Source organism: Nocardia sp. NBC_01730 (genome assembly GCF_035920445.1).
Taxonomy (GTDB): Bacteria; Actinomycetota; Actinomycetes; order Mycobacteriales; family Mycobacteriaceae; genus Nocardia.
In genome coordinates, this window is the sequence record NZ_CP109162.1 from 1,580,974 (window position 1) to 1,603,054 (window position 22,081).

A 22,081-nucleotide genomic window follows, 5' to 3' on the forward strand; every position below is an offset into this window, starting at 1 on the left:
GAGCGAACAACCCGCCCAACCTGTGCCGCGCCCCGCTCACCAACCACCTCCGGCACCAATTCCACAGCACACCATGGAGAGGGGTTCTCGGCGTTCGCCGCAGCCCTGTGCTACTCGACGGAGGGCGTGGGGGGTCATGCCCAGCCCCCGGAGCGGGCTCGGGTGCGGCGCAACAGCCAGAAGAAGAACGGGCCGCCGATCAGGGAGGTGAGCATGCCCAGGGGGAGGTCGGCGTTGTCGACCAGGGAACGCGCGGTGACGTCGGCGGCGAGCAGGACGACGGCGCCTACGATGGCGCTGAGCGGGATCAGGACGCGGTGGCCGGGGCCGACGAGCATCCGCACCAGGTGCGGGACAATGAGGCCGACGAACAGGATGATCCCCGTGAACGCGACACCAGCGGTGGCGAGGACGGCGACGACGACGATCACGTTGCGGCGCAAGCGCTCCACGTCGACACCGAGATGGCGCGCCGCGGACTCACCGAGCGCGAGCAGGTCCAGCCGGGGCGCGATGAGCACTGACGCGGCCACACCGACGAAAGCGAGGCACGCGACCACGCCGACGGATTCCCAGGTGGCACCGTTGAGCGACCCCAACTGCCAGAACACGATCTGGTCGCGGGCCGCCGGGGAAGCGACGAACAACAACAACGCGATCAACCCGCCAGCGAAGGCGTTGATCGCCACACCGGTGAGCACGAGCGTGACGACCTCGGTGCGACCGTTGGAACGCGCCAGCACATACACCAGCAACGTGGTCGCCAGCCCCGAGACGAACGCGGCCGCGGCCACCGACCACGCAGCGACGAACGCGCCACCGACCACGATCACCGTTCCCGCACCGACCGCCGCACCCGCCGACACCCCGATCACCCCGGGCTCGGCGAGCGGATTCGCGAACACCCCCTGCAACAGCGCACCCGCTGTCGCGAGCGCGGCGCCGACCAGCATCGCCAGCACCACCCGCGGGAACCGCACCTGCCACAGCGTCACCTCCCCGGCGGGATGCGCGGGCATCGGCCCCCACTCCAGCCCGATCCGGTGCAGGACGCTGCCAGCCACCTCGGCCGGTGTCGTCGGCACCTGACCGATCGCCGCCGACGCCAGCGCGAGCACGATCAGCCCGACGATTGCCACCGCGAACACGATCGTCACCCGCGAGCGGCCCCGCGATTTCGGCGCAGCCGTGACCGTGGGCCCCGCCGGCTTCGTGGCCGAGGAACTCATGCGGGCTCGGTGCCGTACACGGCCTCGCTCAGCGCCGCGATCACCCGGCCGGTGTTGGGCCCGAAGCTCAGCAACACCGCATCGGACATGTCCACAACGCGCTTGTCCCGGCCTGCCGGGGTCTGGGCTATGCCGGGCACCTTTTGCAGCCCGTCGAGCCCGCCGACGGATTTCAAACCGTCCGACATCACCAGCAGCACATCCGGCGCCGCCCCGATCATGGCCTCGCTGGTGATCGCGGTGAACGGCTCGGTCAACCCGGCGACGGTTCCCGCGTCGCGCGCGCCGAGCGCCGCGATCAACGCGTCCGCGCCCGACCCAGGCCCGGCGAGCATCGTGATGGCGGTGGACCGCAGATACAGGAACGCGATGGTCAGTTGCGGATCCTGGGCGGGCACAGCGGCGCTCGCGGCGGCGATCTCGTCGCGGGTGCGGTGCGCCAGCGCCTGCCCGCGGTCGGGCACGCCGAGCGCGCCCGCGACGGCCTCGATCTGCGGCACCACCCCCTCCATCGTGCGCTGCGGATCGAAGTAGACGACCGTGACACCGGCCGCGCGCAGCTGCTCACGCACCGCGGGCGCGGCGCTGGTGGTGTCGGTCAGGAACACCGAAGGCCGCAGCGCGAGAACCGATTCCACATTCAGCGACCCGCTGCCGCCTGCCACGTTGGGAACATCCCGCACCGCGGGGAATGCGGCGGAGGTGCTGCGCCCGACCAGCTTCGGTCCCAAACCGAGCGCGTAGACGATCTGGGCGAGGGTGCCGTAGCGGTCCACGGCGATGATGCGGCCCGCGTCGCTGACGGTGACCTGGGTGCCGTCGAACGAGCGCACCGTCACCGGCAGCGCGGGCGTCGGTTCCGACCCGATCGGCACCGGGTCCAGATCGCTCAGCCTCGCCGTCGACGGGCCGTGCCCCGGGTGCGGCGTCCCGCCGTCGGCGCCGCACGCGACCGCACCGACGAGCAGGCCCGCCGCGAACACGGCCGAGACGGCACGCAACCCTCCGGTTCGGACTCGGCCGAGACGCCCACCCACGGTTGCTGCTGTGCTCATGCAGGCAAGGCTAATCCGCCTCATTCGATGCGTGCACTGACGTCGTCCAGTGCGGCCGCGATCGCGCGCGGCAGTTCGAGGGTTTCGGCGGCCAGCACCCCGGTGAGCTGCCCGATGTCGCGGGCACCGACGATCATGCTTGCGATGGTCGGCCGATCCCGGATCCAGGCCAGCGCTACTGCCAGCGGCGAGGTGCCCAGCCCGTCCGCGGCGGTCACCAGCGCGTCCACCACCCGGGTGGCGCGGTCGTCGAGCCCGCTGCGGATCTCCGCGGCGGTCGCCTCGTCGGCGCCACGCGAGTCGGCCGGAACACCGTCACGGTACTTGCCGGTGAGGATGCCACCCGCCAGCGGCGCCGAGGCAATCACACCGACACCATGATGCTGGGCGGCGGGCACGAAGTCGGCCTCCGCGCCGCGTGTCAGTAGCGAATACGGTGTCTGCGCCGCGGTCACCGACACGATCGCGGCCAAGCTGGCCAGCTGCCAGGCGCCGAACCCACGCACCCCCGCGTAGCGGACCCGCCCGGAACGCACGGCCTGCTCCAGGGTCGCGGCGACCTCCTCGAGCGGGGTCCGCGGATCCCACACCGCGACATTCCAGATGTCGAGATAGTCGGTGCCGAACTCGAGCAGCGTCCGATCCAACTGCCCCAGCAGCGCCCGCCGTGAGGTGTCCACCGTGGTTCGCGCCACCTCCGGGCCGGGCACCGCAGGCCCGGTCGGTGCCGGAGCGCGCCGCAGCGCAATGCCCGCGCATCCGCTGAGCACCACATCGTCACGCGACACCAGATCCCCCAGCAACTCGGCCAGAATCCGCTGCGCGCCACCGCCGGCGTAAGCGGGGGAGGTGTCCACCAGCGTGCCACCCGCGTCCACGAACGCCACCAGCTGCACCGCGGCGTCGTCGGCGTCGGTGTGCGATCCCCAAGTGTGGGTCGCCAGGCCGATCCGGGACACCCGTAGGCCGCTGCGTCCGACCGTCCGCTGTTCCATCACCGTGTCCGCGCATTCGTCACGGCGCCAAGCCTAGAGTGTGCCGGCCCGACTCGGCGCCCACGCGCACCGTGGGTCGCGGCGCACCGGCCCGACAATGTCCGCACCGGCCCGACATGTCCGCACCGGCCCGACACTGTACTGTCGCTGCGAGATTGCGGCGATGATCATGTCGGTGCAACCCGCCGGCACACCAATTGCCCAGTCGGATCGAAGGTTTCGGGCAGCAGGAAGAGGTAGTTCGTGGTTGAGTCGATGACCTGGGTACAGGCACTGGTGCTCGGTCTGGTGCAGGGATTGACAGAGTTCCTGCCGATTTCGTCGTCGGCGCATCTGCGCATCGTGTCGGCGGTGTTCTTCGGCGACGACGCGGGCGCCTCGTTCACCGCGGTCACCCAGCTGGGCACCGAGGCCGCCGTGCTGGTGTATTTCGCCAAGGACATCGGGCGGATCGTGCTCGCCTGGTTCCGGGGCCTGGCCGACAAGGCGCAACGCGGACTGGACTACCGGATGGGCTGGTATGTGATCATCGCCACCATCCCGATCGGGGTGCTCGGGTTCCTGTTCAAGGACCAGATCCGCACGGGGGCGCGGAATCTGTGGCTGGTGTCGTTCATGCTGATCGCGTTCGCTCTGGTGATCGCGGCCGGTGAATACTACGGACGCAAAGAGCGTCCGATCGGGCAGTTGACCACCCGCGATGGTCTGGTGATGGGTTTCGCGCAGTGCCTCGCGCTGGTTCCCGGTGTGTCGCGTTCGGGCGCGACGTCGACGGCAGGTCTGTTCCTCGGGCTCGAGCGCGAAGCGGCCGTGCGGTTTTCGTTCCTGCTCGCTATTCCGGCCGTGACCGCCTCGGGCCTGTTCAGCCTGCCGGACGCGTTCGAACCCGCCGGCGAGGGACTCCATGCCAGCGGCCCGCAACTGCTGGTGGCGACACTGTTGGCGTTCGTGGTCGGCTACGCGTCGGTGGCGTGGCTGCTGCGGTTCGTGGCGCGGCATTCCCTGGACTGGTTCGTCGGCTACCGCATCGTGCTGGGCCTGACCATCATGGGTCTGCTGGCGGGCGGGGTGGTCTCGGCGACATGATCGCTAGGCTGGCCGCATGACGGTGATCCTGTTGCGGCACGGTGCGTCGACCTCGAACATGGCCCGGACCCTGGCCGGTCGCAGCACCGGCGTCGAACTCACCGAGCGCGGCGACGAGCAGGCGAGGGCTGTGGCCGAACGACTGGCCGGGTTGCCGATCGAACGCATCGTGCACTCCCCACTGCTGCGCTGCCAGCGCACGGTGGCGCCGCTGGCGGAGAAGTTCGGGCTCGAGCCGGTGTTCGACGAACGGCTCATCGAAGTGGACTACGGCGAATGGACCGGGCGCCCGATCGCCGAATTGCTCGAGGAACCGCTGTGGAAGGTCGTGCAGCAACACGCCTCCGGCGCGGTGTTTCCCGGAGGCGAGGGACTGGCACAGGTGCAAACCCGTGCGGTGGCCGCGATCCGCGACCACGACCGGGCAATGGCCGAGCAACACGGCCGCGACGCGCTGTGGGTGGCGTGCACCCACGGCGACGTGATCAAGTCGGTGCTCGCTGATGCCCTGGGCATCCACCTCGACGGCTTCCAGCGGATCGTGGTGGAGCCCGCCTCGATCAGCGTGGTCCGTTACACCCCGACCGCGCCTTACGTGTGGCGGCTCAACGACACCGGCACCGATCTGTCCGCCCTCGCAGCGACCGGACCGCAACGCTCGGCGCCCACATCGGCCACCAACGCCGACGCCGCACCCGCCGACGCTTCCGGGCCGGTTCCCGGCGGGGAGCTTGGTGGTACCGGAAGTGCGGATAATGGGAATGCGGAGCGCTGAGATTCCTTGTAAACGATGTAGCAACCGTTGTATAGAAGCCGCGCGCCGCGGGTAGTCGATCAGGGTCACGTATCAGGAGGTGCATGTGTCACGCGCAATCCATGTATTTCGCACCCCCGATCGTTTCGTCGCCGGGACCGTCGGTGAGCCGGGCGATCGCGCGTTCTATCTGCAGGCCGTTCAGGAACCGCGCGTCGTCAGTGTGCTGCTGGAGAAGCAGCAGGTGAAAGTGCTCGCCGACCGGATGGGTCTGCTGTTGGACGAGGTGGCCCGCCGCTTCGGCGCCGAGGTGCCGCCGCAGGCGGAGGATGTCAGCGACAACGCGCCGCTGGTGACCCCGATCGACGCCGAATTCCGCGTCGGCACCATGGGTCTCGGCTGGGATGCCGACGCGGGCGCGGTGGTCGTGGAACTGCTGGCGATCACCGAGACCGAGGTCGACGAGTCGGTGGTACTCGACGACACCGAGGAGGGCCCCGACGCGGTGCGCGTATTCCTCACCCCGATCCAGGCCCGCGAGTTCGCGCTGCGCTCGACCCGGGTGATCGCGGCCGGGCGTCCGCCGTGCCCCCTGTGCGGTGAGCCGCTGTCGGCCCGTGGGCACATGTGTGTGCGCACCAACGGATACAAGCGCGGCGACATCTTCGGCGCGGCCGAAGCAGAGGAGTGAGTCGGTGGCCGAGGCCGGGGACCGATTCCGCAGCGGCGAGCTGACAGTGATCGGCCGGGTGACGACCGCCAGCAATGTGACCCTGGTCTGCGAGGTGATCGACACCGCCGCCGCCGATGCGGACGCCCTTCCGCTGCGTGTGGTGTACAAGCCGATCCGTGGCGAGCAGCCGCTGTGGGATTTTCCGGACGGCACCCTGGCCGGACGCGAGGTGGCCTCGTATCTGATCTCCGAGGCGATCGGCTGGGCCGTGATCCCGGAGACGATCCTGCGGAATGGCCCCTTCGGGCCGGGCATGGTGCAGCGCTGGGTCGAGGGCGTGGACAACCACACCGAGCAGGGCAACCGGCTCGATCTGATCGACCTGTGCCCGGCGGGCGCGATACCGGATGGTTTCTGCGAGGTGCTGCGCGCGCTGGACCAGGAAGGCAACGAGGTGTCGCTGATTCACGCCGACGATCCGCGACTGCAGCGGATGGCGGTGCTGGACGTGCTGCTCAACAACGCCGACCGCAAGGGCGGGCACGCACTGGAAGGCATGGACGGGCAGGTGTACGGCGTCGACCACGGCATCTGTCTGCATGCCGAGCACAAGCTGCGCACCGTGCTGTGGGGCTGGGCCGGTCAGCCGATCTCCGACGGCCTGATCACCGACCTCACCGCATTCGCGAAGGAGTTGCCTGGCGCGTTCGCGGACACGCTCAGCGAGCACATCACCGACGCCGAGATCGACGCGCTCACCGAACGCACCCAGCGGGTGCTCGACGACCCGGTGATGCCCGTGCCGCGTACCTCGCGGCCGATCCCGTGGCCGGCCTTCTGACCGTGCTGGCCGATTCCGCGGCGACCGTGATGCCGTCGCGCCGGAATTCCTGGCACAGTTGAGCTTCGAATGCTCGGCGCGACGACGAGGAGGACCCGATGACCCACTCCACCGGAGACCGTGCGGCACCGACTGTGCAGATCGGGATCGGCGCGCCGACCTACAAGTTGGCATTGCACTACGTGCATCTCTACAACAAGAAGCCCTACCCCGACACCGACCTGTATCTCTACGACAACGGCGTCTACTGGCTCAGTTCGGAGGGGGAGAACCACTTCGGCGTCTACGTCCTCACCGAGGGGTCGGTGGACTCGGGCCGGTTCACCATCCGGTTCATCTCGTTGCCCTCACCGGACTGGGGCGACACGGTCGCCTACCATGAGCTCGAGTTCGACATGGCCCGCGGCGAGTTCACCCAGATCGCCCTCGCCGACACCGACCCGGACATTCCGGACCTGGACGGGAGGTTCGCGATCACCCGGAACGCGATCTCCGATCCCACCCGCCGCGCCGACAGCTGATTCAGCGAAACCCAAAACCTTGACATCCCACGATTTGCTGGAAGACACAGGTCGGCACCGACCGCCCGTCGGCTCCCCGCGCCGCGAGGCCGGGCCGGGGGCGGATGATCTCGACCACACCCTTACCCTCGTAATCATGCAGTCCTGGTCCGATACCGCCCTCCCGACCGTTCCCGGAGCAGGGCCGCCGTTGCGGTTGTACGACACCGCGGACCGTCAGGTACGCCCGGTTACCCCCGGTGCGACAGCCACCATGTACGTCTGCGGGATCACCCCCTACGACGCGACCCACCTCGGGCACGCCGCGACCTACCTGACCTTCGATCTGGTCAACCGGCTGTGGCGAGACGCGGGCCACGATGTGCACTACGTCCAGAACGTCACCGATGTCGACGATCCGCTGTTCGAGCGGGCCGCCCGCGACGGCGTGGACTGGCGGGACCTCGGCTCGGCCGAGATCGACCTGTACCGCGAGGACATGTCGGCGCTGCGCATCGTGCCGCCGCGCGAGTATGTCGGCGCCATCGAATCCGTCGACGAAGTCGTCGAATTCGTGCAGAAACTGCTGGCGTCCGGCGCGGCCTATGTTGTCGATGATGCCCAGTACCCCGACATCTACTTCCGCGCCGACGCCACCGAGCAGTTCGGCTACGAGTCCGGTTACGACCGCGCCACGATGGAGCGGCTGTTCGCCGAGCGTGGCGGCGACCCGGACCGCCCCGGCAAGCGCGACATCATCGACGCGCTGCTGTGGCGCTCGGCCAGGCCCGGTGAGCCGTCGTGGCCTGCCCCGTTCGGCGCGGGCCGACCTGGCTGGCACATCGAGTGTTCGGCGATCGCGTTGAACCGGATCGGCCCGGAATTCGACATCCAGGGCGGCGGCAGCGACCTGATCTACCCGCACCACGAATACTCCGCCGCGCACGGCGAGGCGCTGATCGCGGGCCGTCGTTTCGCCCGCCACTACGTGCACGCCGGCCTGATCGGGCTGGATGGGGAGAAGATGTCGAAGTCCAAAGGCAATCTGGTGCTGGTGTCGGCGCTGCGCCGTAGCGGCGTCGACCCGGCTGCCATCCGCCTCGGGCTGCTGGCCGGCCACTATCGTCAGGACCGCATGTGGACCGAGGCGGTGCTCGAGCAGGCCCAGCGACGCCTCGAGCTGTGGCGCTCGGCCGCCGCGGCGGCGTCGGGCCCGTCGGCCACCGACGCGGTCGCGCGCCTGCGCCAGCACCTGACCGACGACCTGGATACACCCAAAACGCTGGACGCCGTGGACAACTGGGCCCGTCAGGCCCTCGACTACGGCGGACCCGACACCCAGGCGCCCGCACTGATCACCACCGCGGTCGACGCCCTGCTCGGCATCCGCCTGTAACCGCCGGACCCGTCCTCGCTCCAGGTTGGGGCGACTGTCGAGCGCATCGCTTGCTTGCGCCGCACTTTCCGTGATCACGTACACACGTGTGCAAGATTCCTCTGTTCGGGGTGTCGGTAGGAATCGTGTCACCAGCGGCAAACGAGCATTCGTACTCCCGCCCAGACAAAACGCTCGGCTGGGATAGTCCAGCCGAGCATCTCGCCAGGCTCATCGACAACGCCGCCTAACCATCTGTGTTGCGACGACCCGTGGAATTCGCCAGCTCGGGTAGCTGCGCTCGAGGCCGGGCTGGCACCCGGTAAACAGCGCGGGCGCTCTGGTGGCCGAGTTGGTCAGGGCTCGAGCACGTAGCGACCGCGCATTCCGCCTTTGGCCATGGCCCGCTGGGCGTCGGCTGCCTGGGTCAAGGGCACGACCGCATGTACTCGGGTCGGTAGCCGGCCGGACGCGGCGCGGGTCAGCAGCTGCCCCAATCGCGGACCGTCGGGCTGCGTCACCAACGCGTTCACCGTGATGTCGCGTTCGGCGGCCGGCACTATGTTGGGTCGGACGCCGACGAAGGTTCCGCCGTCGCGGACCAGGGCCAGGCCCCACACCTGCTGCGGCGTGGTGTCGACGGCCGCGTCCCAGCCCGGCTCGGCGTGCGTGACGAAGTCGGCGCCGAGACCGCGCACGAACCCCTCATCTGCGGCTCGGGCCAAACCGGTCACCTGCCAGCCGCGGTCGGGCGCGAGCGAGGCCACGTTCGCCCCGATCGCCCCGGCCGCGCCGGTCACCAGCAGCCGGTTGCCGTCGGCAGGAGCGTCGCCGAGCAAGTCGACGATCTGCGCCGCACCCAGCCCGTTGAGCGGCACCGTCGATGCCGCGACCAGGTCGAGCCCGTCGGGTACCACGGCGATATCGGCGGCCGGCACGATGAGCTGTTCGGCATAGGTGCCGAAGTCGCGGTCGAAACCGAGAACGACGCCGGCGACCCGGGTGTCGACGGCCAGGTCGACTCCGGGACCGGCGGCGTGCACGGTGCCGGCGAAGTCCCAGCCCAGGCCGGTGTGGTCGAGCTGATTGATCAGGCCCAGGTCATGGAAGAAGCCCCCCACGACTCCGAGGTCGGTGGGGTTGACCGGCGCGGCGGCGACCGCGACCAGAACCTCGCCGGGGCCGGGCTCGGCGACGGGAACATCGATGATCTCGATCGAGTCGGGTCCGCTCGGGGTGCGGACGACGGCGGCTCGGAAGGTGAGCGTGCTCATGGTTCACTTCTCCTCACTTGTGTTCGGTGGTTGACCCGCTCCATCATTGATGGGTAACTCTCGATCGGGAAGTACGCACTTCGAAGTGTGTAAGTCACCTCTAGGTAGGAAGGAGCGGTCCATGCCCACGATGACGGCGGCCCAGAAGCGGGTACAGGCGCAGGCGGACTACGACGCGTTCCTGGCGGGCTGCCCCAGTCGCCAACTGCTCGACCGGATCTCCGACAAGTGGGTTGCGCTGATCCTGGCCGCGCTCGGCAGCGACGGCCCGCACCCCGGGAACGACAATATCGGCGAGCCGCGATCGATGCGGTACTCCGAACTGTCGCGTCGGCTGGCCGGCGTCAGCCAGAAGATGCTCACCCAGACACTGCGCTCCCTCGAACGCGACGGCCTGCTCACCCGCACCGTAACCCCGACCGTGCCGACGACGGTCACGTACGAGCTGACCGACCTCGGTCTCTCGCTCCACCATCTGATGCGCGGCATCAAAGACTGGGCCGAGGCGCACATGGATGAAGTACTCGTCAACCGCGATAACTACGACACTCGCATCATCTGAACGAAACAATCTGGGCCATCGCGGGATACCGACCCTCGATCCGGACAAATGCCATCGGCTGTCCTGGGTCGCGGGCACGACCTACGCACTGGCCATCGGCGGTTCGGTGTTCCTGCTCGACGCGTGGGTGCCGCGACTGACCAGCACCGGTGATGTCCCGGCCATACCGCAGGATCTGGTTGATCTGGCGCCCGCAGCGATCACCCCCGCTCTGTTCGTGCCCTCCCACCACGACAACTGGCTGCCCGGCCTCACCGCGAGCACCGCGAACTACGACCGGCCGCTGCCCGCCGAACTCGCCCGGATCGCGTCCGCCCGGCGACCGGAGTTGCGCACGCTGCATGATCTGGCGGACTATTTACGACCCGGGCGACTCACCTTCACGTTCTGAGCGCAACAGCCGAGCGTCACATACGCCCTTACCGTCGACGCGCGTCTCCTACCGCGCAGCCTGCGCTTCGGCCGGTTCGTGCACCGTGTCGCCGGGCTTTTCGGCATAGAGCCGCTCGATCTCCTCGGCGTATTTGTCCGCGATCGGCTTGCGCCGCACTTTCATTGTGAGCGTCACCTCGTCACCGCCCGGTTCCCAAAAGGTGGGCAGCACCGTGAAGCGTTTGATCTGCTCCACACGTGACAAGGTCGCGTTGCCGGCCGCCACGCCACGCGCGATCTCGGTCAGCACGCCGGGATCGGCGGCCAACGCGGGCGCCGACGCGTCCGGCAAACCGTGCCGGGCGGCATACAACGTCGCGGTTTCGGCGTCGATGACGATCAGCGCCGTGTTGTAAGGGCGGGCGTCGCCGATCGTGGCGATGGCACCGACCAGCGCGGTCGCGGCTTTGACGGCGTTCTCGATGTTGGCGGGGGACATGTTCTTTCCCGCGGAGTTGATGATCAGCTCCTTCTTACGGTCGACCACGCGCAGGTAGCCGCCGTCGTCCACGGCGAGAATGTCGCCGGTATGCAGCCAACCGTCGGCGTCGAGTGCCTCGGCGGTCTTGTGTGGTTCCTTGCGGTAGCCCTTCATCACCAGCGGCCCGCGCACCAGGAATTCACCGTCCTCGGCGATCCGCCACTGCATCCCGGGCAGCATCCGGCCCACCGAACCCAGGCGCGCCTGGGCGGGCGGGCAGGCGCTGGCCACGCAGGTGAGTTCGGACATGCCCCAGATCTCCGAGATCGGGATGCCGAGTCCGAAGAAAAACCCGAGCGTCTGCGGCGGGATCGGCGCGGCACCGGACATGGCCCACTTCAACTGGTCCAAACCGATTTTGGCACGCAACGCCGACAGCACCCGCTCGTCGGCCTCCGCCCATTCCGTGGCCAGCTCGACACCGATCGCCGTACCACTCAGCTGCGCGTCGGCTTTTCGCGCCGCCACCCCCAGCGCCCACTGCAACCCGGCCCGGGTGGGCTCGTCGGGTTCGTTCGCGACCGCGAACTCGATGGCCGCCTTCAACTTCTCCCACACTCGCGGCACCGCGCCCCAGATCGTCGGATGCACATCGACCAACGCGGCAGGCAGCAGCGAGCGGTCGGGCACCACCGTGATCTGAATGCCGTAGACCTGCTGCAAGTACAGACAGCAGAACCGGTCGGCCATGTGCGCCGACGGCAGGTAGGAGGTCTGGCGGTCACCGAACGCCACCGGAAGCACGGCGTGGAACGCGCGCGCTTCGGCCAGCACGTTGCTGTGCGTAATCTCGACACCCTTCGGGTTTCCGGTGGTTCCGGAGGTGTAGACGAGGGTGAGGATGTCCTCGGGCCGCACGGCCCGCCAGGTCGCCTCGAAATCGAAATCACCGCTGCCCATGGCTTTCAGCTCGGGGAGGCCGAGCGTGCCCTCCGGTGCGCCATCGAGGCAGACGATGGCCTCGATCGGTGCGCCGGAGCGGCGGATGCGCTCGACGTACTGCTGCTCACAAATCACCACCCGGTTGCCCGCGTTCTCGAACACGTAGTTCAGCTGCTCGGGTGCGAGGGTGTTGTATACCGAAAACGAGGTCGCGCCGGTGTGCTGGACGCCGACCTCGACGGGATAGAACTCCACCCGATTACCCATCATCAGCGCGACGGTGTCGCCGTGGCCGACCCCGAGGGCGTGCAGCCCGGCGGCGACCTCGCGGACCTGATCGGCGTACTGCCGCCAGGTAAGTGTGTGATCACCGCCGATGGATCGGACGGCCACCGCGGCCGGATCAATTGCCGCGTTGCGCTGGAATGCGGCACAGGACGTGTTCGGTTCGCTCATCCCACAACCTCGTTCAGTACACCTGGCTTTCCCAGACCGTAGGTGCCCGGCCGACACGCGGGGGCCGTTTTGACCGTATTGGGCGACCGCCCTCGCCCGACGGTCAATGCTGAGGTCGTCCCTCGCAGGACCTACGGCTCGGATCAGCTGGTCGGCCGCGAGCACCGCCGCATGCGGTCGCGCGCAACATGATCGACAGCAATGGGAACGCGACCCGTGCGGCGGAATTCGGTCTGCTACCGCAGTGTCACCCGAATATGGGCGCCGCGAACTTCGCTGAGCGCGGCCCGAGCACCGCCACGATGGGGTACTGTACGGTGCGTCAAGTCCGGCTCGAACGAACAGAACGGCGCCGCGAATGTCACGTGTGGTCACCAAAGAGCAGTACTTCGACACCGCACTGGAGGTGCTCGCCGAATTCGGGTTCAAGGGCCTCAACATCGGCGTGCTATGTCGGCAGCTCGGCGTCACCAGCGGCTCGTTCTACCACCATTTCGGCAGCTGGCAAGGATTCGTCGACGCCCTGCTCGACCACTGGGAAAACCGCCAGGTCCGCATCCTGCGGACGCTGAAGTTCAACCAGGGCAACCCCGACGACGACATTCGCGCCATGTCCGTTCTCGCCGCCGGATTGCACCATGCCGCCGAGGCCGCGATCCGCGCGTGGGCCGCGAATGACGAGTCGGTCAACCTCGCTCTCAAACGCGTCGACGAATCCCGCAGGCGCACCGTGCACAAGGCGATCAAAGGCGTCGTCGGCGACGACGCCACCACCACCGTGGTGACCTCGCTGGGCATGGCGATGCTGGTCGGGTACCAGCAGATCGCCGCGGGCGGCGAGGAGCTGTCGCTCGACGGGCTGCTCGCCGAATACGCGCGCCTGATCTACTCGCACGCCCAGCGCTGAAGCCCCGCGGCTAGCCGAGCAGCTCGTCCACGTAGCACCACCGCCACGCCTCACCCGGCTCCACACTACGCATCACCGGATGCCCGCTGCTCGCGTAGTGCTTGGTCGCATGATTGCCCGGCGAGGAGTCGCAGCAGGCGATGTGCTCACACGACAAGCACATCCGGAGATGCACCCACACCAGCCCCTCGGCCACACATTCGGCGCACTCGTCGGCCCCAGTAGGCTCACACACCAGCGGCGCGGCGCACAGATGCGCGCAGTTGTCCTCGGCCACCGGGCCCGCCAGCGGTTCGAGACGCCCTTCCTCGGCCTCGTCGAAGCGGTCGATCATCGACTCCTCGAGATCCAGCCGCGCCATGACGTGCTGAAGGATCTCGTAGTCCACCACCCCGGAATCCCGCACCCGCAGCACGGTTTCGCGTTCGGCACGCAGCATCTCCAGCCGCAGCCGCCGGTACTCGGCGGTGGGGGTGGCCAGTTCCGACTCGGCGCGTCCTAGCCGCTCCCACGCGGCATTCGTCTTCCAGGTCACACGGTCGCGCAGCATCTCGACCACGGCGGGCGGGGTATCCGGCGTGATCGCCGCATCGAGCGCGGCCAGGCCCGCCGCAGTGGATTGCTGCAACAGGTTGGCCTTCTGCAGCGCGTCCTCGGCACGGCTGGGCCCGCGCAGCCGCAGCCACCGCATCAGCCACGGCAGCGATGTCCCCTGCAACAGCAGTGTTCCCGCCACCACGACCAGCGCGAGGAGTTTCAGCACCGGCAATTGCGGGGTGTCCTCGGGCAGCAGCAGCACCGCCGCCAATGTCACAACGCCGCGCATACCCGCCCACGACACCACAACCAGGTGCGTCAATGGCACATCGTCGGCCCTCCCGAACCTGCGTGACAGCAGCGTCGACGGAAACACCCACAGCGGCCGCGCCAGCATCGTCACCGCCAGCACCGTGATCGCCGCCGACACCAGAGTGCGGTGGTCGAGCCCGCTGCTCCACGCACCCTCGACAATCGCGCGCACCTGCAACCCGATAATGACGAACACCGAACTCTCCAAGATGAATTGGATGGTCCGCCAGTTGATGCGCTCGGAGATCCGCGACGCCGCACTCTGCCACACCGGTGCGCCGTGTCCGAGGATCATGCCGCAGCAGACTACGGCGATCACCCCCGAGGCGTGGATGCCCTCGGCGGGCAGATACGCCGCGAACGGAGCCAAGAACGACAGCGTCGTGTCGAGCACCGGATCGGTGATGCGCCGCCGCAGCATCGCCAGCAGGTAAGCGACGACGATGCCGACCACCGCACCACCGCCTGCCGCGAGCAGGAAGTCACCGCCGGCCTGCCACACCGACAGGGTGCCCGCCGACGCCGCTATCGCGGTGCGCAAAGCCACCAGCGCGGTCGCGTCGTTGAACAGCGACTCCGACTCCAGGATCGCCACGATCCGCCGCGGCATCCCGATCCGGCGCGCCACCGCCGTCGCGGCCACGGCGTCCGGCGGCGCCACCACCGCACCCAACGCGACCGCGACCGCGAACGGCACCGGCAAAAGCCACCACACCACCGCCGCGACGGCGAACGTGCTGAACAGCACCAACCCCACCGACAGCAGCACGATGGTGCGCACATTGGCGCGGAAATCCACCAGCGACGTGCGGATAGCGGCGGTATACAGCAACGGAGGCAGCAGACCGAGCAGAATGATCTCCGGATCCGGGTGGATCTCCGGCACGAACGGCAGATACGACGCCGCCACCCCGGACAGTGTCAGCACCAGCGGTTCGGACACCCCGAACCGACGCGCCAGCGCCGCCAACGCGGCCGCCGACGCGACGAGAACAACCAGGCCGATCGCGACATGCACTGTGGCATTCTCGCAGAGCGCACGATCGGCAACCGGCCGCGCGGTATGTGACACGTGCGCGGTCGGCGGAACGGCTGTGCCCGGCGCGTGCACGCGCCATGCTTGTCGGCGAAAGGGAGGTAGGCATGGAGGAGTTTGCGTCCTGGCGGGCGAACGGACGACGGCACACCCACCGCGGTCACCAGATCTTCTGGCGGGACGGCGGCGGGGGCGCCGAAGACACACTCGTCTGTATCCACGGATTTCCCACCGCATCATGGGACTGGCACGCCGTCTGGCCCGGCCTGTGCGAACGCTTCGCACGGGTCATCGCCCCGGACATGATCGGTTACGGCTGGTCGGCGAAACCGCGCCACTACGACTACACGATCGGCGACCAGGCCGACATCCACGAAAACCTGCTGCGTGAACAAGGCGTGGGCCGGTACCACATCCTCGCCCACGACTACGGCGACACGGTCACGCAGGAACTGCTGGCCCGCGATGCCGAACGCCGTGCGGCAGGCGACGAATCACTGATGATCGAATCGGTGTGCCTGCTCAACGGCGGCCTGTTCCCCGAGGCCCACCGACCGCGTCTGATACAGCGGCTGCTGGCGAGCCCGCTTGGACCGGCAGTCGGGGTGTTCGGCAGTGAGCGCACCTTCTGCCACAGCCTGGCCGCGGTGTTCGGTCCCGACACCAAACCCAGCGACACCGAAGCACACCAGTTCTGGCTGCTGTGGTGCAGCAAGCACGGTAAACGCAATGGACACAAGCTGATCCGCTATATGGCCGAGCGCCGCAAGCATCGAGACCGCTGGGTCGGAGCGTTGCAGCAGGCGCAGGTCCCGATCCGGCTCATCGACGGCCTGCTCGACCCGGTCTCCGGCGCGCACATGGTGCACCGCTACCGCGAGCTGATCCCCGACCCGGACGTGGTGGAACTGCCGAGGATCGGCCACTACCCCCAGCTCGAGGCGCCAGAGGAGACGCTGACGGCGTTCCTGGAATTTCACGGCAACCGGGTCGGCTGAACCCGCGCCATCGGCGATTCCCGCGGGCGGACGTTCGGGGTGACCGCACCGCCGGGTCGTGGCGCCAGATTGTGTGAACCGGGAGGATCTGCCGCGCGTGAGCGAGGGGCAGATCCTCCCTATCTGTGAGACGCTCGGGCACATTCCGCTTACCGGCGGTACGGATCGGCCGATCTGTTGCGGTTGGTACAGGTCCGGACGCTGGCCAAGGCCCTGGTCCCAGAAGGCTTCGACGACTACACGATCAGCACCGTGTCCGGGCGCGCGGTGACGCACAGCGCCGGCTACCCGTCGGCGGAACCGCACACATCGGCAGAGAACTCCGCATCAGCCACCGCGTCACCCTGCGGACGCATCGACAGCGCCAACGCGTACAACACCGCACACAGCGGCACAGTATGCCCTCAGGCCGTCGTGGCGGGCTCCGGCTCGCTTGCCGCATCACGGGCAAACCGCTCCACAGGCGCCCGTGTCACCGTCACCCATGTGTTGTTCACCGCCGCAGCGCCGGAAAACGTGTCTGTCAACGCCGGATCGTGCAGCAGATTCACATTCGCCCCCGGCACCGACGCCGCCACCTTCCAGCCGACACCCGGCTCACCGTGACCCCATCCGTGCGGAATCGCCACTGTACCGGCCCGGATGTCGTCGCTGATTTCCAACGGCACCACGATCGATCCGGTGCGCGACCGCACCATCACCGGCTCACCGTCGCGCAATCCACCTTCAGCCGCATCCGCCGGATGCATCAGCGCCGTGCACCGATCACGGCCCTTCACCATCGCGGGCACACATGCAGCATCGCCAGCAACAGGTATACGTCACCACCCGGGCTCACCGCGACATGCTGATCGGCCAACCGCGCCGTCTCCGTCCGACGCGGGTCGACGGGAACTGATCGATCGATGACGCTGAATAGAAGTTCCTCGTCCGTAACACCGCACGCAGCATCACCGCGTACAGCACCGACGAACTGTGCGCGGCCGGATTGCCCAGGTACATGCCGATAGCGCTGGGCCCGTGCTCGCGCTGCACCTTCCGCAGCCGCTGCCCGATCTCCCGGAACGCCTCCTCCCACCCGACCGGCTCGAACGACTCACCCACTCGCCGCACCGGGGTGCGTAACCGGTCAGGGTCATGATGCAGCCCACCCATCGCCGTCGCCTTCGGGCAGATGTACCCGTTCGACAACACGTCTTGCGGATTCCCCTCGATCCGCCTCACCTGGTCGTCCTCGACCGTGACCAGGATTCCGCAGTGGGCCTCACACAATGTGCACTGCCGGGCAATGGTGGTAGCACGCATGGATTTTCACCTTCTGCCGGTTCGCTTCCCACAGGCTAATCGCGGCGCAGCGTCCCGTACAGGGCGCTATGATCCGCGAATCCGCACATGGACATGCACGTCGTGCCACCCATCGGAATGCAGCCCGGCGCTGCGCTTGACGGACTCCGGCGCGAATCCCGCCTTCGTCGCCGCCCGGCACGAGGGCAGATTCCGCACCGAATGCGACACCTCCAGCCGGTGAAAACCGGCCCCGAACGCCCAGCGCGTCAGGACGGCCAGCGCGCCGGGCGTCACACCGCGACCCCGCCATCGCGGAACCGTCCAATACGCGACCTCCGACAGCCCGGCGGGCGGCGACATGTGCCGCAACCCGATCCGGCCCGCTACCACATCGCCCACGGTGACCGCCCACTGCGGATCGCGACCACTCGACCACCCCGCACACCAGCGCTCGATCAGCCCCGCCGCCTCGTCCTCGGACACCGCACTGCGGACATGCCAGCGCTGAATGTCCGGATCACGGTAGGCGGCATGCACCGCGGGCGCGTCGGCGGTGGACCAAGGCCGCAACGTCACCACCTCGCCCCGCAGGGTGGGCTGCGTCCCGGCAGCGAACACAGCGGCGGCAACAACATCGGGCATCAGCGCAGGCACATCCGAATTATCCTCGGACGCTTCGTTTTTCGTCCAGGAATCAACCGGCCAAGGCCGCAAGCACGCTCCTGGCCTGGTGATCGGCGCCGAGCTGATTCGGATGGAACGGCACCGCCGGGCCCACCGGATCACCGGAGAACGGGACCAGCCCCTCCACCCACCGCGTTCCCGGCGCCTGACATGCGTCGTGCCCGGCGCTCGTGGTGTATGAGTCGACGAACTCCGCACCGGTCGCCCGCGCCACCCGCGCCAGCATCGCGTCCAGCTCGATCAGCTTGTGGCCCAGCCAGTTCGCGTCCGCATCCGAGATCGGGACGGAGGGAAAGCAACCGGGTCCGGTGCTGACGCCCGCGAAGTAGTCCAGCAGCAGAATCCGCGCACGCGGCGACCGCGCACGGATGCCCTCGATCACCGCCGTAACCTTCGGCGCGACCGCGGCGATATTCGCCGACATCCGATCCACGCCGTCGACCACCAGCGTATTCAGGCAAGGCGACACCACAGGGTCGGCGGTCAGGCAGCGCTGGACCGTTGCGGCCAATCCCGCGTCGTTACCACCGATTTCAAGGGTCACCAGATCCGTTGATGAGGTGAGGCGATCGAACTGCGGCGCGTTCACTCCGCGCGCAGTGCTCTGCGCAGCGGTCATATGCGCGGTCGTCGCCCCACCACAGGTCGCGTCCCGGAACACCGGCATCGCCAGTGCCGCGGCCACCTGCTTGGCGTAGTCGGCCCGGCTCTGTGCGCACCCGATCGGCACGAACTCGTCGGTCGGCTGACTCAACGAGGCATCAGCCGCCCACGAGTCGCCCAAAGCGACGTACTCACCGAACGGGGGAGCCGCCGAGGACGCCGACACCTGCACACCCGAGACAGCAGCGCCGATCGCCGCGCACGCCACCACCGCGCGCACCCTCCTGCCCATATCGCCTCCACACCTAGCCGACTACCAGCAAATTTGGACGTTCGTCCAATATCGGTGAACTTAGCATCTCCTTGTCCAGCACGCGCACGCGGCGTCCAAATCCCGCCAGCCTCAGCATATTTCAGCGCCAAAGCATCGACTGGATCGCCTACTCGACCGACCATATTGTGACGTTCGATCGCAGCCCGTCCCCGGAGAAGAAGCAGGGGGTGACCTCTCAGCTACACGGTCGGCTCGCGGACGGACACCACGGTGACGGATTCCTCCTTCGGCGGAACACGGAATCCCGGCAGATACCGATTCGCCGCAGGAATCAGCAGGTGAATCAGCGGACCGATCCCGAACGCGTACACGAGCGTTCCGATACCAACACCGCCGCCGAGAATCCACCCGGTCGACAACACCATCACCTCGATCACCGTGCGCACCATCCACACCGGTTTTCCGGTCCGGCGAACCAGTCCAGTCATCAATCCATCCCGCGGCCCCGGCCCCATTCCCGCGCCGATGTACAACACACTGGCCACCGCGTTCAGCATCACCGCTGCGCCCATCGCGCCCACCCGCGCCGGCAGCGCGTCCCACGACGGCAGCCACCCCAGGCCGGCGTCGACCGACAGCGCGATCACCACGACATTGCTCACCGTTCCCAATCCGGGCAACTGCCGCAACGGAATCCACGCCAACAGCACCGCAACACCGGTCACCGCCGTCACCGCCCCGAAACTGATCGGTACATGCCGCCCCACCCCTTGATGAAACACATCCCACGGATCCAGCCCAAGCCCCGCCTGAACCATGACGGCCATCGAGAACCCGTACAACCACAACCCGACATACAACGCGACCAATCGACGAACCAGCACCGACCGAGCATGCCGATAACTGGACTGCCAAAACAGAGCCACCTACCAACTACTGGACTGTAAAACTCAATCTCCACCCACCCTGCCCCAGAACCGCATATGCGGTTCATGATCAGCCAAGTGCGCTACCGGCTACGGCAACGGTGCAGACCAGCGCAGCACGGTTCCCCCGGCGGGGCCGCTCTCGATGCTCGAGCTGCCACCCGCGCGCTCGGCGCGGGCGGCCAAGTCGGCCAGCCCGCTGCGCCACGCGAGGTCATCGGGAACGCCGGTTCCGTCGTCGACCACCTCGATGGCGATGTCGTCACCCACGGTGAGGCTGACCGATACCGAGGTCGCGGCGGCATGCCGGACCACGTTGCTCGTCCCTTCGCGCACCACCGCTGCGACATCCTCGGACAACAACGGCACCAGTACGGAAACGGGACCGACTAGGTGCACCGTCGTGCGCAAGCCGCTGTCGGCGGTCGTTTCGGCGACAATGTCATGCAATCTTGTACGGAACACAGGGGTCTCGGTAGCACTGGTGCTGCTCTGCAGATCGAAAATCGAGTGGCGGATATGTTGCAGAATGGCCTGCAGCTCGTCGATGGTTTCGGTGAGCCGGCTCTTGACTTCGGGCGCACGGGCCCGTTGCAAAGTGCCTTGCAGCGACAAGCCGACCGCGAAAAGTCGCTGCATGACGTGATCGTGCAGATCACGGGCGATCCGGTCGCGATCGGACAGCACATCCAGCTCCCGCATCCGCCGTTGCGTGTCCGCCAGGTGCAGTGCGAGCGCGGCTTGGTGGGAGAAGGCCACCATCATCGACTGCGCCGCGGTGTCCAAGCGCGGTGCACCGGCGGGCCGCAGGGTGGTGAGTACACCGATAGTGGTGTTCGCGGCTCGTAACGGCAGGACCAGCACCGGGCCGAGTGCCGCCACAGAGTCGAACAGCACATTATGCAGCAGCCGGTCGACGGCCATGGCATGCCCTTCCCGGAACACCATGCCGGAATGAGATTCGCTGATCGGGATCCGCCGTCCGATCAGTGCGTCGGCTTCAACGCCCGCAGCCGCGACCACCGCCAACTCGGTCACGTCTTCATGAGGGATATCGGGGTCGTCGGGCAAGGCGAGGAACGTGCACGCAGAGTCGGTGAGCGTCAACGCACGCTGGGCGATCAGGTCGAGCACTTCGCCGGGTTCGCCGCCGGCGAGCAACTCGGTAGACACGTCGCGGATCGCTTCCAACCACTTCTGGCGGATCCGGGACCGTTCGTAGAACCGGGCGTTTTCGATGGCGATGCCCGCGGCCCCGGCGAGGGCCTGGACGACGACCTCGTCGTCTTCGGTGAACCCCTGACCCCCCGCCTTCTCAGTGAGGTAGAGGTTGCCGAACACCTCATCGCGGACCTTGACCGGCACGCCGAGAAAGCTGCCCATCCGCGGATGGTGCTCAGGGAAGCCGACCGAGGCGGGATGAGCCGAAAGATCGGTCAGCCGAATGGGTTTCGGTTGATCGAACAGCAGGCCGAGGACTCCGAGGCCACGAGGCAGGTCACCGATCAGCATCCGGGTACGGTCATCGATGCCCTCGTAGACGAGATCGGCGAGCTGACTGCTGGACGTGTCAATCGCGCGGACGCCGAGGGCGCCATACCGTGCGTCAACCAACTCGATGGCGGCGTGCACGATGGAACGCAGCGTGTTGCCGAGATCCAGTCCAGCGGTGATGACGAGCATGGCCTCGATGAGCCGGTCCATCTGGTCGCGGGCGCGGACAATCTGCGCGATCCGGTCCTGGACCTCGAGGAGCAACTCACGTAGCCGCAGCTGAGACAGTGTCTCGGTGACCGGCGTCCAGTCACTGGAACCGGCCTCGGACCGCTGGCGTTCCATGTTCGGAATTCTCCCATGCCCCCGGAGACACGTCAGCCCCGTCTGTGCTGGTGATTCGCTGGACCAGTGGAAGTCCGTCCCAT

Annotated in this window: 21 protein-coding genes and 1 pseudogene; 10 read left to right on the forward strand and 12 right to left on the reverse strand. The window is 67.8% G+C overall.

Annotation, left to right across the window (positions count from 1 at the left end):
• Positions 1-134: 134 nt before the first annotated feature.
• From OHB12_RS06290 to OHB12_RS06300, 3 genes are read right to left on the reverse strand one after another with little or no spacing between them, the layout of a single operon-like run.
• Positions 135-1,229, reverse strand: a complete 1,095-nt coding sequence (locus OHB12_RS06290) for a FecCD family ABC transporter permease (RefSeq protein WP_327117012.1) — start codon at positions 1,227-1,229, stop codon at positions 135-137.
• A complete protein-coding gene (locus OHB12_RS06295) occupies positions 1,226-2,284 on the reverse strand; it encodes a heme/hemin ABC transporter substrate-binding protein (RefSeq protein ID WP_327117014.1) in 1,059 nt (352 codons plus the stop codon). Before OHB12_RS06295 ends, OHB12_RS06290 begins: the two co-directional genes overlap by 4 nt.
• A gap of 20 nt (positions 2,285-2,304) precedes the next feature.
• Positions 2,305-3,279: an aldo/keto reductase gene (locus tag OHB12_RS06300; RefSeq protein ID WP_327117016.1), complete on the reverse strand. Its 975-nt coding sequence runs from the start codon at positions 3,277-3,279 to the stop codon at positions 2,305-2,307.
• A 243-nt stretch (positions 3,280-3,522) separates the two neighbouring features.
• Here OHB12_RS06300 and OHB12_RS06305 point away from each other — a divergent pair, with 243 nt between their 5' ends.
• From OHB12_RS06305 to mshC, 6 genes are all read left to right on the forward strand, one after another.
• A complete protein-coding gene (locus tag OHB12_RS06305; RefSeq protein WP_327117018.1) occupies positions 3,523-4,365 on the forward strand; it encodes an undecaprenyl-diphosphate phosphatase in 843 nt (280 codons plus the stop codon).
• Positions 4,366-4,381: 16 nt separating this feature from the next.
• Entirely contained in the window at positions 4,382-5,140 is a 759-nt protein-coding gene (locus tag OHB12_RS06310) for a histidine phosphatase family protein (RefSeq protein ID WP_327117020.1), read from the forward strand.
• A gap of 85 nt (positions 5,141-5,225) precedes the next feature.
• A complete protein-coding gene (locus OHB12_RS06315; RefSeq protein WP_327117022.1) occupies positions 5,226-5,810 on the forward strand; it encodes a DUF3090 domain-containing protein in 585 nt (194 codons plus the stop codon).
• A gap of 4 nt (positions 5,811-5,814) precedes the next feature.
• On the forward strand, positions 5,815-6,633 hold the full coding sequence (locus OHB12_RS06320; RefSeq protein WP_327117024.1) for an SCO1664 family protein: 819 nt from the start codon (positions 5,815-5,817) through the stop codon (positions 6,631-6,633).
• A 98-nt stretch (positions 6,634-6,731) separates the two neighbouring features.
• A complete protein-coding gene (locus OHB12_RS06325; RefSeq protein ID WP_327117026.1) occupies positions 6,732-7,154 on the forward strand; it encodes a hypothetical protein in 423 nt (140 codons plus the stop codon).
• A gap of 136 nt (positions 7,155-7,290) precedes the next feature.
• The gene (mshC, locus tag OHB12_RS06330) at positions 7,291-8,529 is read left to right on the forward strand and encodes a cysteine--1-D-myo-inosityl 2-amino-2-deoxy-alpha-D-glucopyranoside ligase (protein WP_327117028.1); all 1,239 of its coding nucleotides are present in this window, start codon (positions 7,291-7,293) and stop codon (positions 8,527-8,529) included.
• A gap of 335 nt (positions 8,530-8,864) precedes the next feature.
• Here mshC and OHB12_RS06335 read toward each other — a convergent pair whose 3' ends face one another.
• On the reverse strand, positions 8,865-9,782 hold the full coding sequence (locus OHB12_RS06335; RefSeq protein ID WP_327117030.1) for an NADP-dependent oxidoreductase: 918 nt from the start codon (positions 9,780-9,782) through the stop codon (positions 8,865-8,867).
• Positions 9,783-9,903: 121 nt separating this feature from the next.
• Between OHB12_RS06335 and OHB12_RS06340 the strand changes: the two genes are divergently transcribed.
• A complete protein-coding gene (locus OHB12_RS06340; RefSeq protein ID WP_327117032.1) occupies positions 9,904-10,344 on the forward strand; it encodes a winged helix-turn-helix transcriptional regulator in 441 nt (146 codons plus the stop codon).
• Entirely contained in the window at positions 10,298-10,735 is a 438-nt protein-coding gene (locus tag OHB12_RS06345) for a hypothetical protein (protein ID WP_327117034.1), read from the forward strand. Before OHB12_RS06340 ends, OHB12_RS06345 begins: the two co-directional genes overlap by 47 nt.
• A 48-nt stretch (positions 10,736-10,783) precedes the next feature.
• Here OHB12_RS06345 and fadD11 read toward each other — a convergent pair whose 3' ends face one another.
• Complete coding sequence (fadD11, locus tag OHB12_RS06350) at positions 10,784-12,595, reverse strand: fatty acid--CoA ligase FadD11 (RefSeq protein ID WP_327117036.1); 1,812 nt, start codon at positions 12,593-12,595, stop codon at positions 10,784-10,786.
• 358 nt (positions 12,596-12,953) lie between these two features.
• On the opposite strand from fadD11, the gene OHB12_RS06355 reads away from it, so the two are divergent.
• Entirely contained in the window at positions 12,954-13,502 is a 549-nt protein-coding gene (locus tag OHB12_RS06355; protein ID WP_327117038.1) for a TetR/AcrR family transcriptional regulator, read from the forward strand.
• A gap of 10 nt (positions 13,503-13,512) precedes the next feature.
• Here OHB12_RS06355 and OHB12_RS06360 read toward each other — a convergent pair whose 3' ends face one another.
• Positions 13,513-15,369: a Na+/H+ antiporter gene (locus tag OHB12_RS06360; RefSeq protein WP_327117040.1), complete on the reverse strand. Its 1,857-nt coding sequence runs from the start codon at positions 15,367-15,369 to the stop codon at positions 13,513-13,515.
• Positions 15,370-15,494: 125 nt separating this feature from the next.
• Between OHB12_RS06360 and OHB12_RS06365 the strand changes: the two genes are divergently transcribed.
• Entirely contained in the window at positions 15,495-16,385 is an 891-nt protein-coding gene (locus tag OHB12_RS06365; protein ID WP_327117042.1) for an alpha/beta fold hydrolase, read from the forward strand.
• A 404-nt stretch (positions 16,386-16,789) separates the two neighbouring features.
• Here OHB12_RS06365 and OHB12_RS06370 read toward each other — a convergent pair whose 3' ends face one another.
• The 6 genes and pseudogenes from OHB12_RS06370 to OHB12_RS06395 all read right to left on the reverse strand — a co-directional run bounded on the left by OHB12_RS06370 (position 16,790) and on the right by OHB12_RS06395 (position 21,998).
• Complete coding sequence (locus tag OHB12_RS06370; protein WP_327120932.1) at positions 16,790-17,167, reverse strand: molybdopterin dinucleotide binding domain-containing protein; 378 nt, start codon at positions 17,165-17,167, stop codon at positions 16,790-16,792.
• Positions 17,168-17,175: 8 nt separating this feature from the next.
• A pseudogene (locus OHB12_RS06375) lies at positions 17,176-17,690 on the reverse strand (molybdopterin-dependent oxidoreductase); the annotation flags it as partial.
• Between the two features lie 66 nt (positions 17,691-17,756).
• Positions 17,757-18,326: a GNAT family N-acetyltransferase gene (locus tag OHB12_RS06380; protein ID WP_327117046.1), complete on the reverse strand. Its 570-nt coding sequence runs from the start codon at positions 18,324-18,326 to the stop codon at positions 17,757-17,759.
• Between the two features lie 40 nt (positions 18,327-18,366).
• Positions 18,367-19,251: an SGNH/GDSL hydrolase family protein gene (locus OHB12_RS06385; protein ID WP_327117048.1), complete on the reverse strand. Its 885-nt coding sequence runs from the start codon at positions 19,249-19,251 to the stop codon at positions 18,367-18,369.
• A gap of 221 nt (positions 19,252-19,472) precedes the next feature.
• Entirely contained in the window at positions 19,473-20,117 is a 645-nt protein-coding gene (gene yczE / locus OHB12_RS06390) for a membrane protein YczE (protein ID WP_442799978.1), read from the reverse strand.
• A gap of 132 nt (positions 20,118-20,249) precedes the next feature.
• Positions 20,250-21,998: a sensor histidine kinase gene (locus OHB12_RS06395; protein ID WP_327117050.1), complete on the reverse strand. Its 1,749-nt coding sequence runs from the start codon at positions 21,996-21,998 to the stop codon at positions 20,250-20,252.
• Positions 21,999-22,081 lie beyond the last annotated feature (83 nt).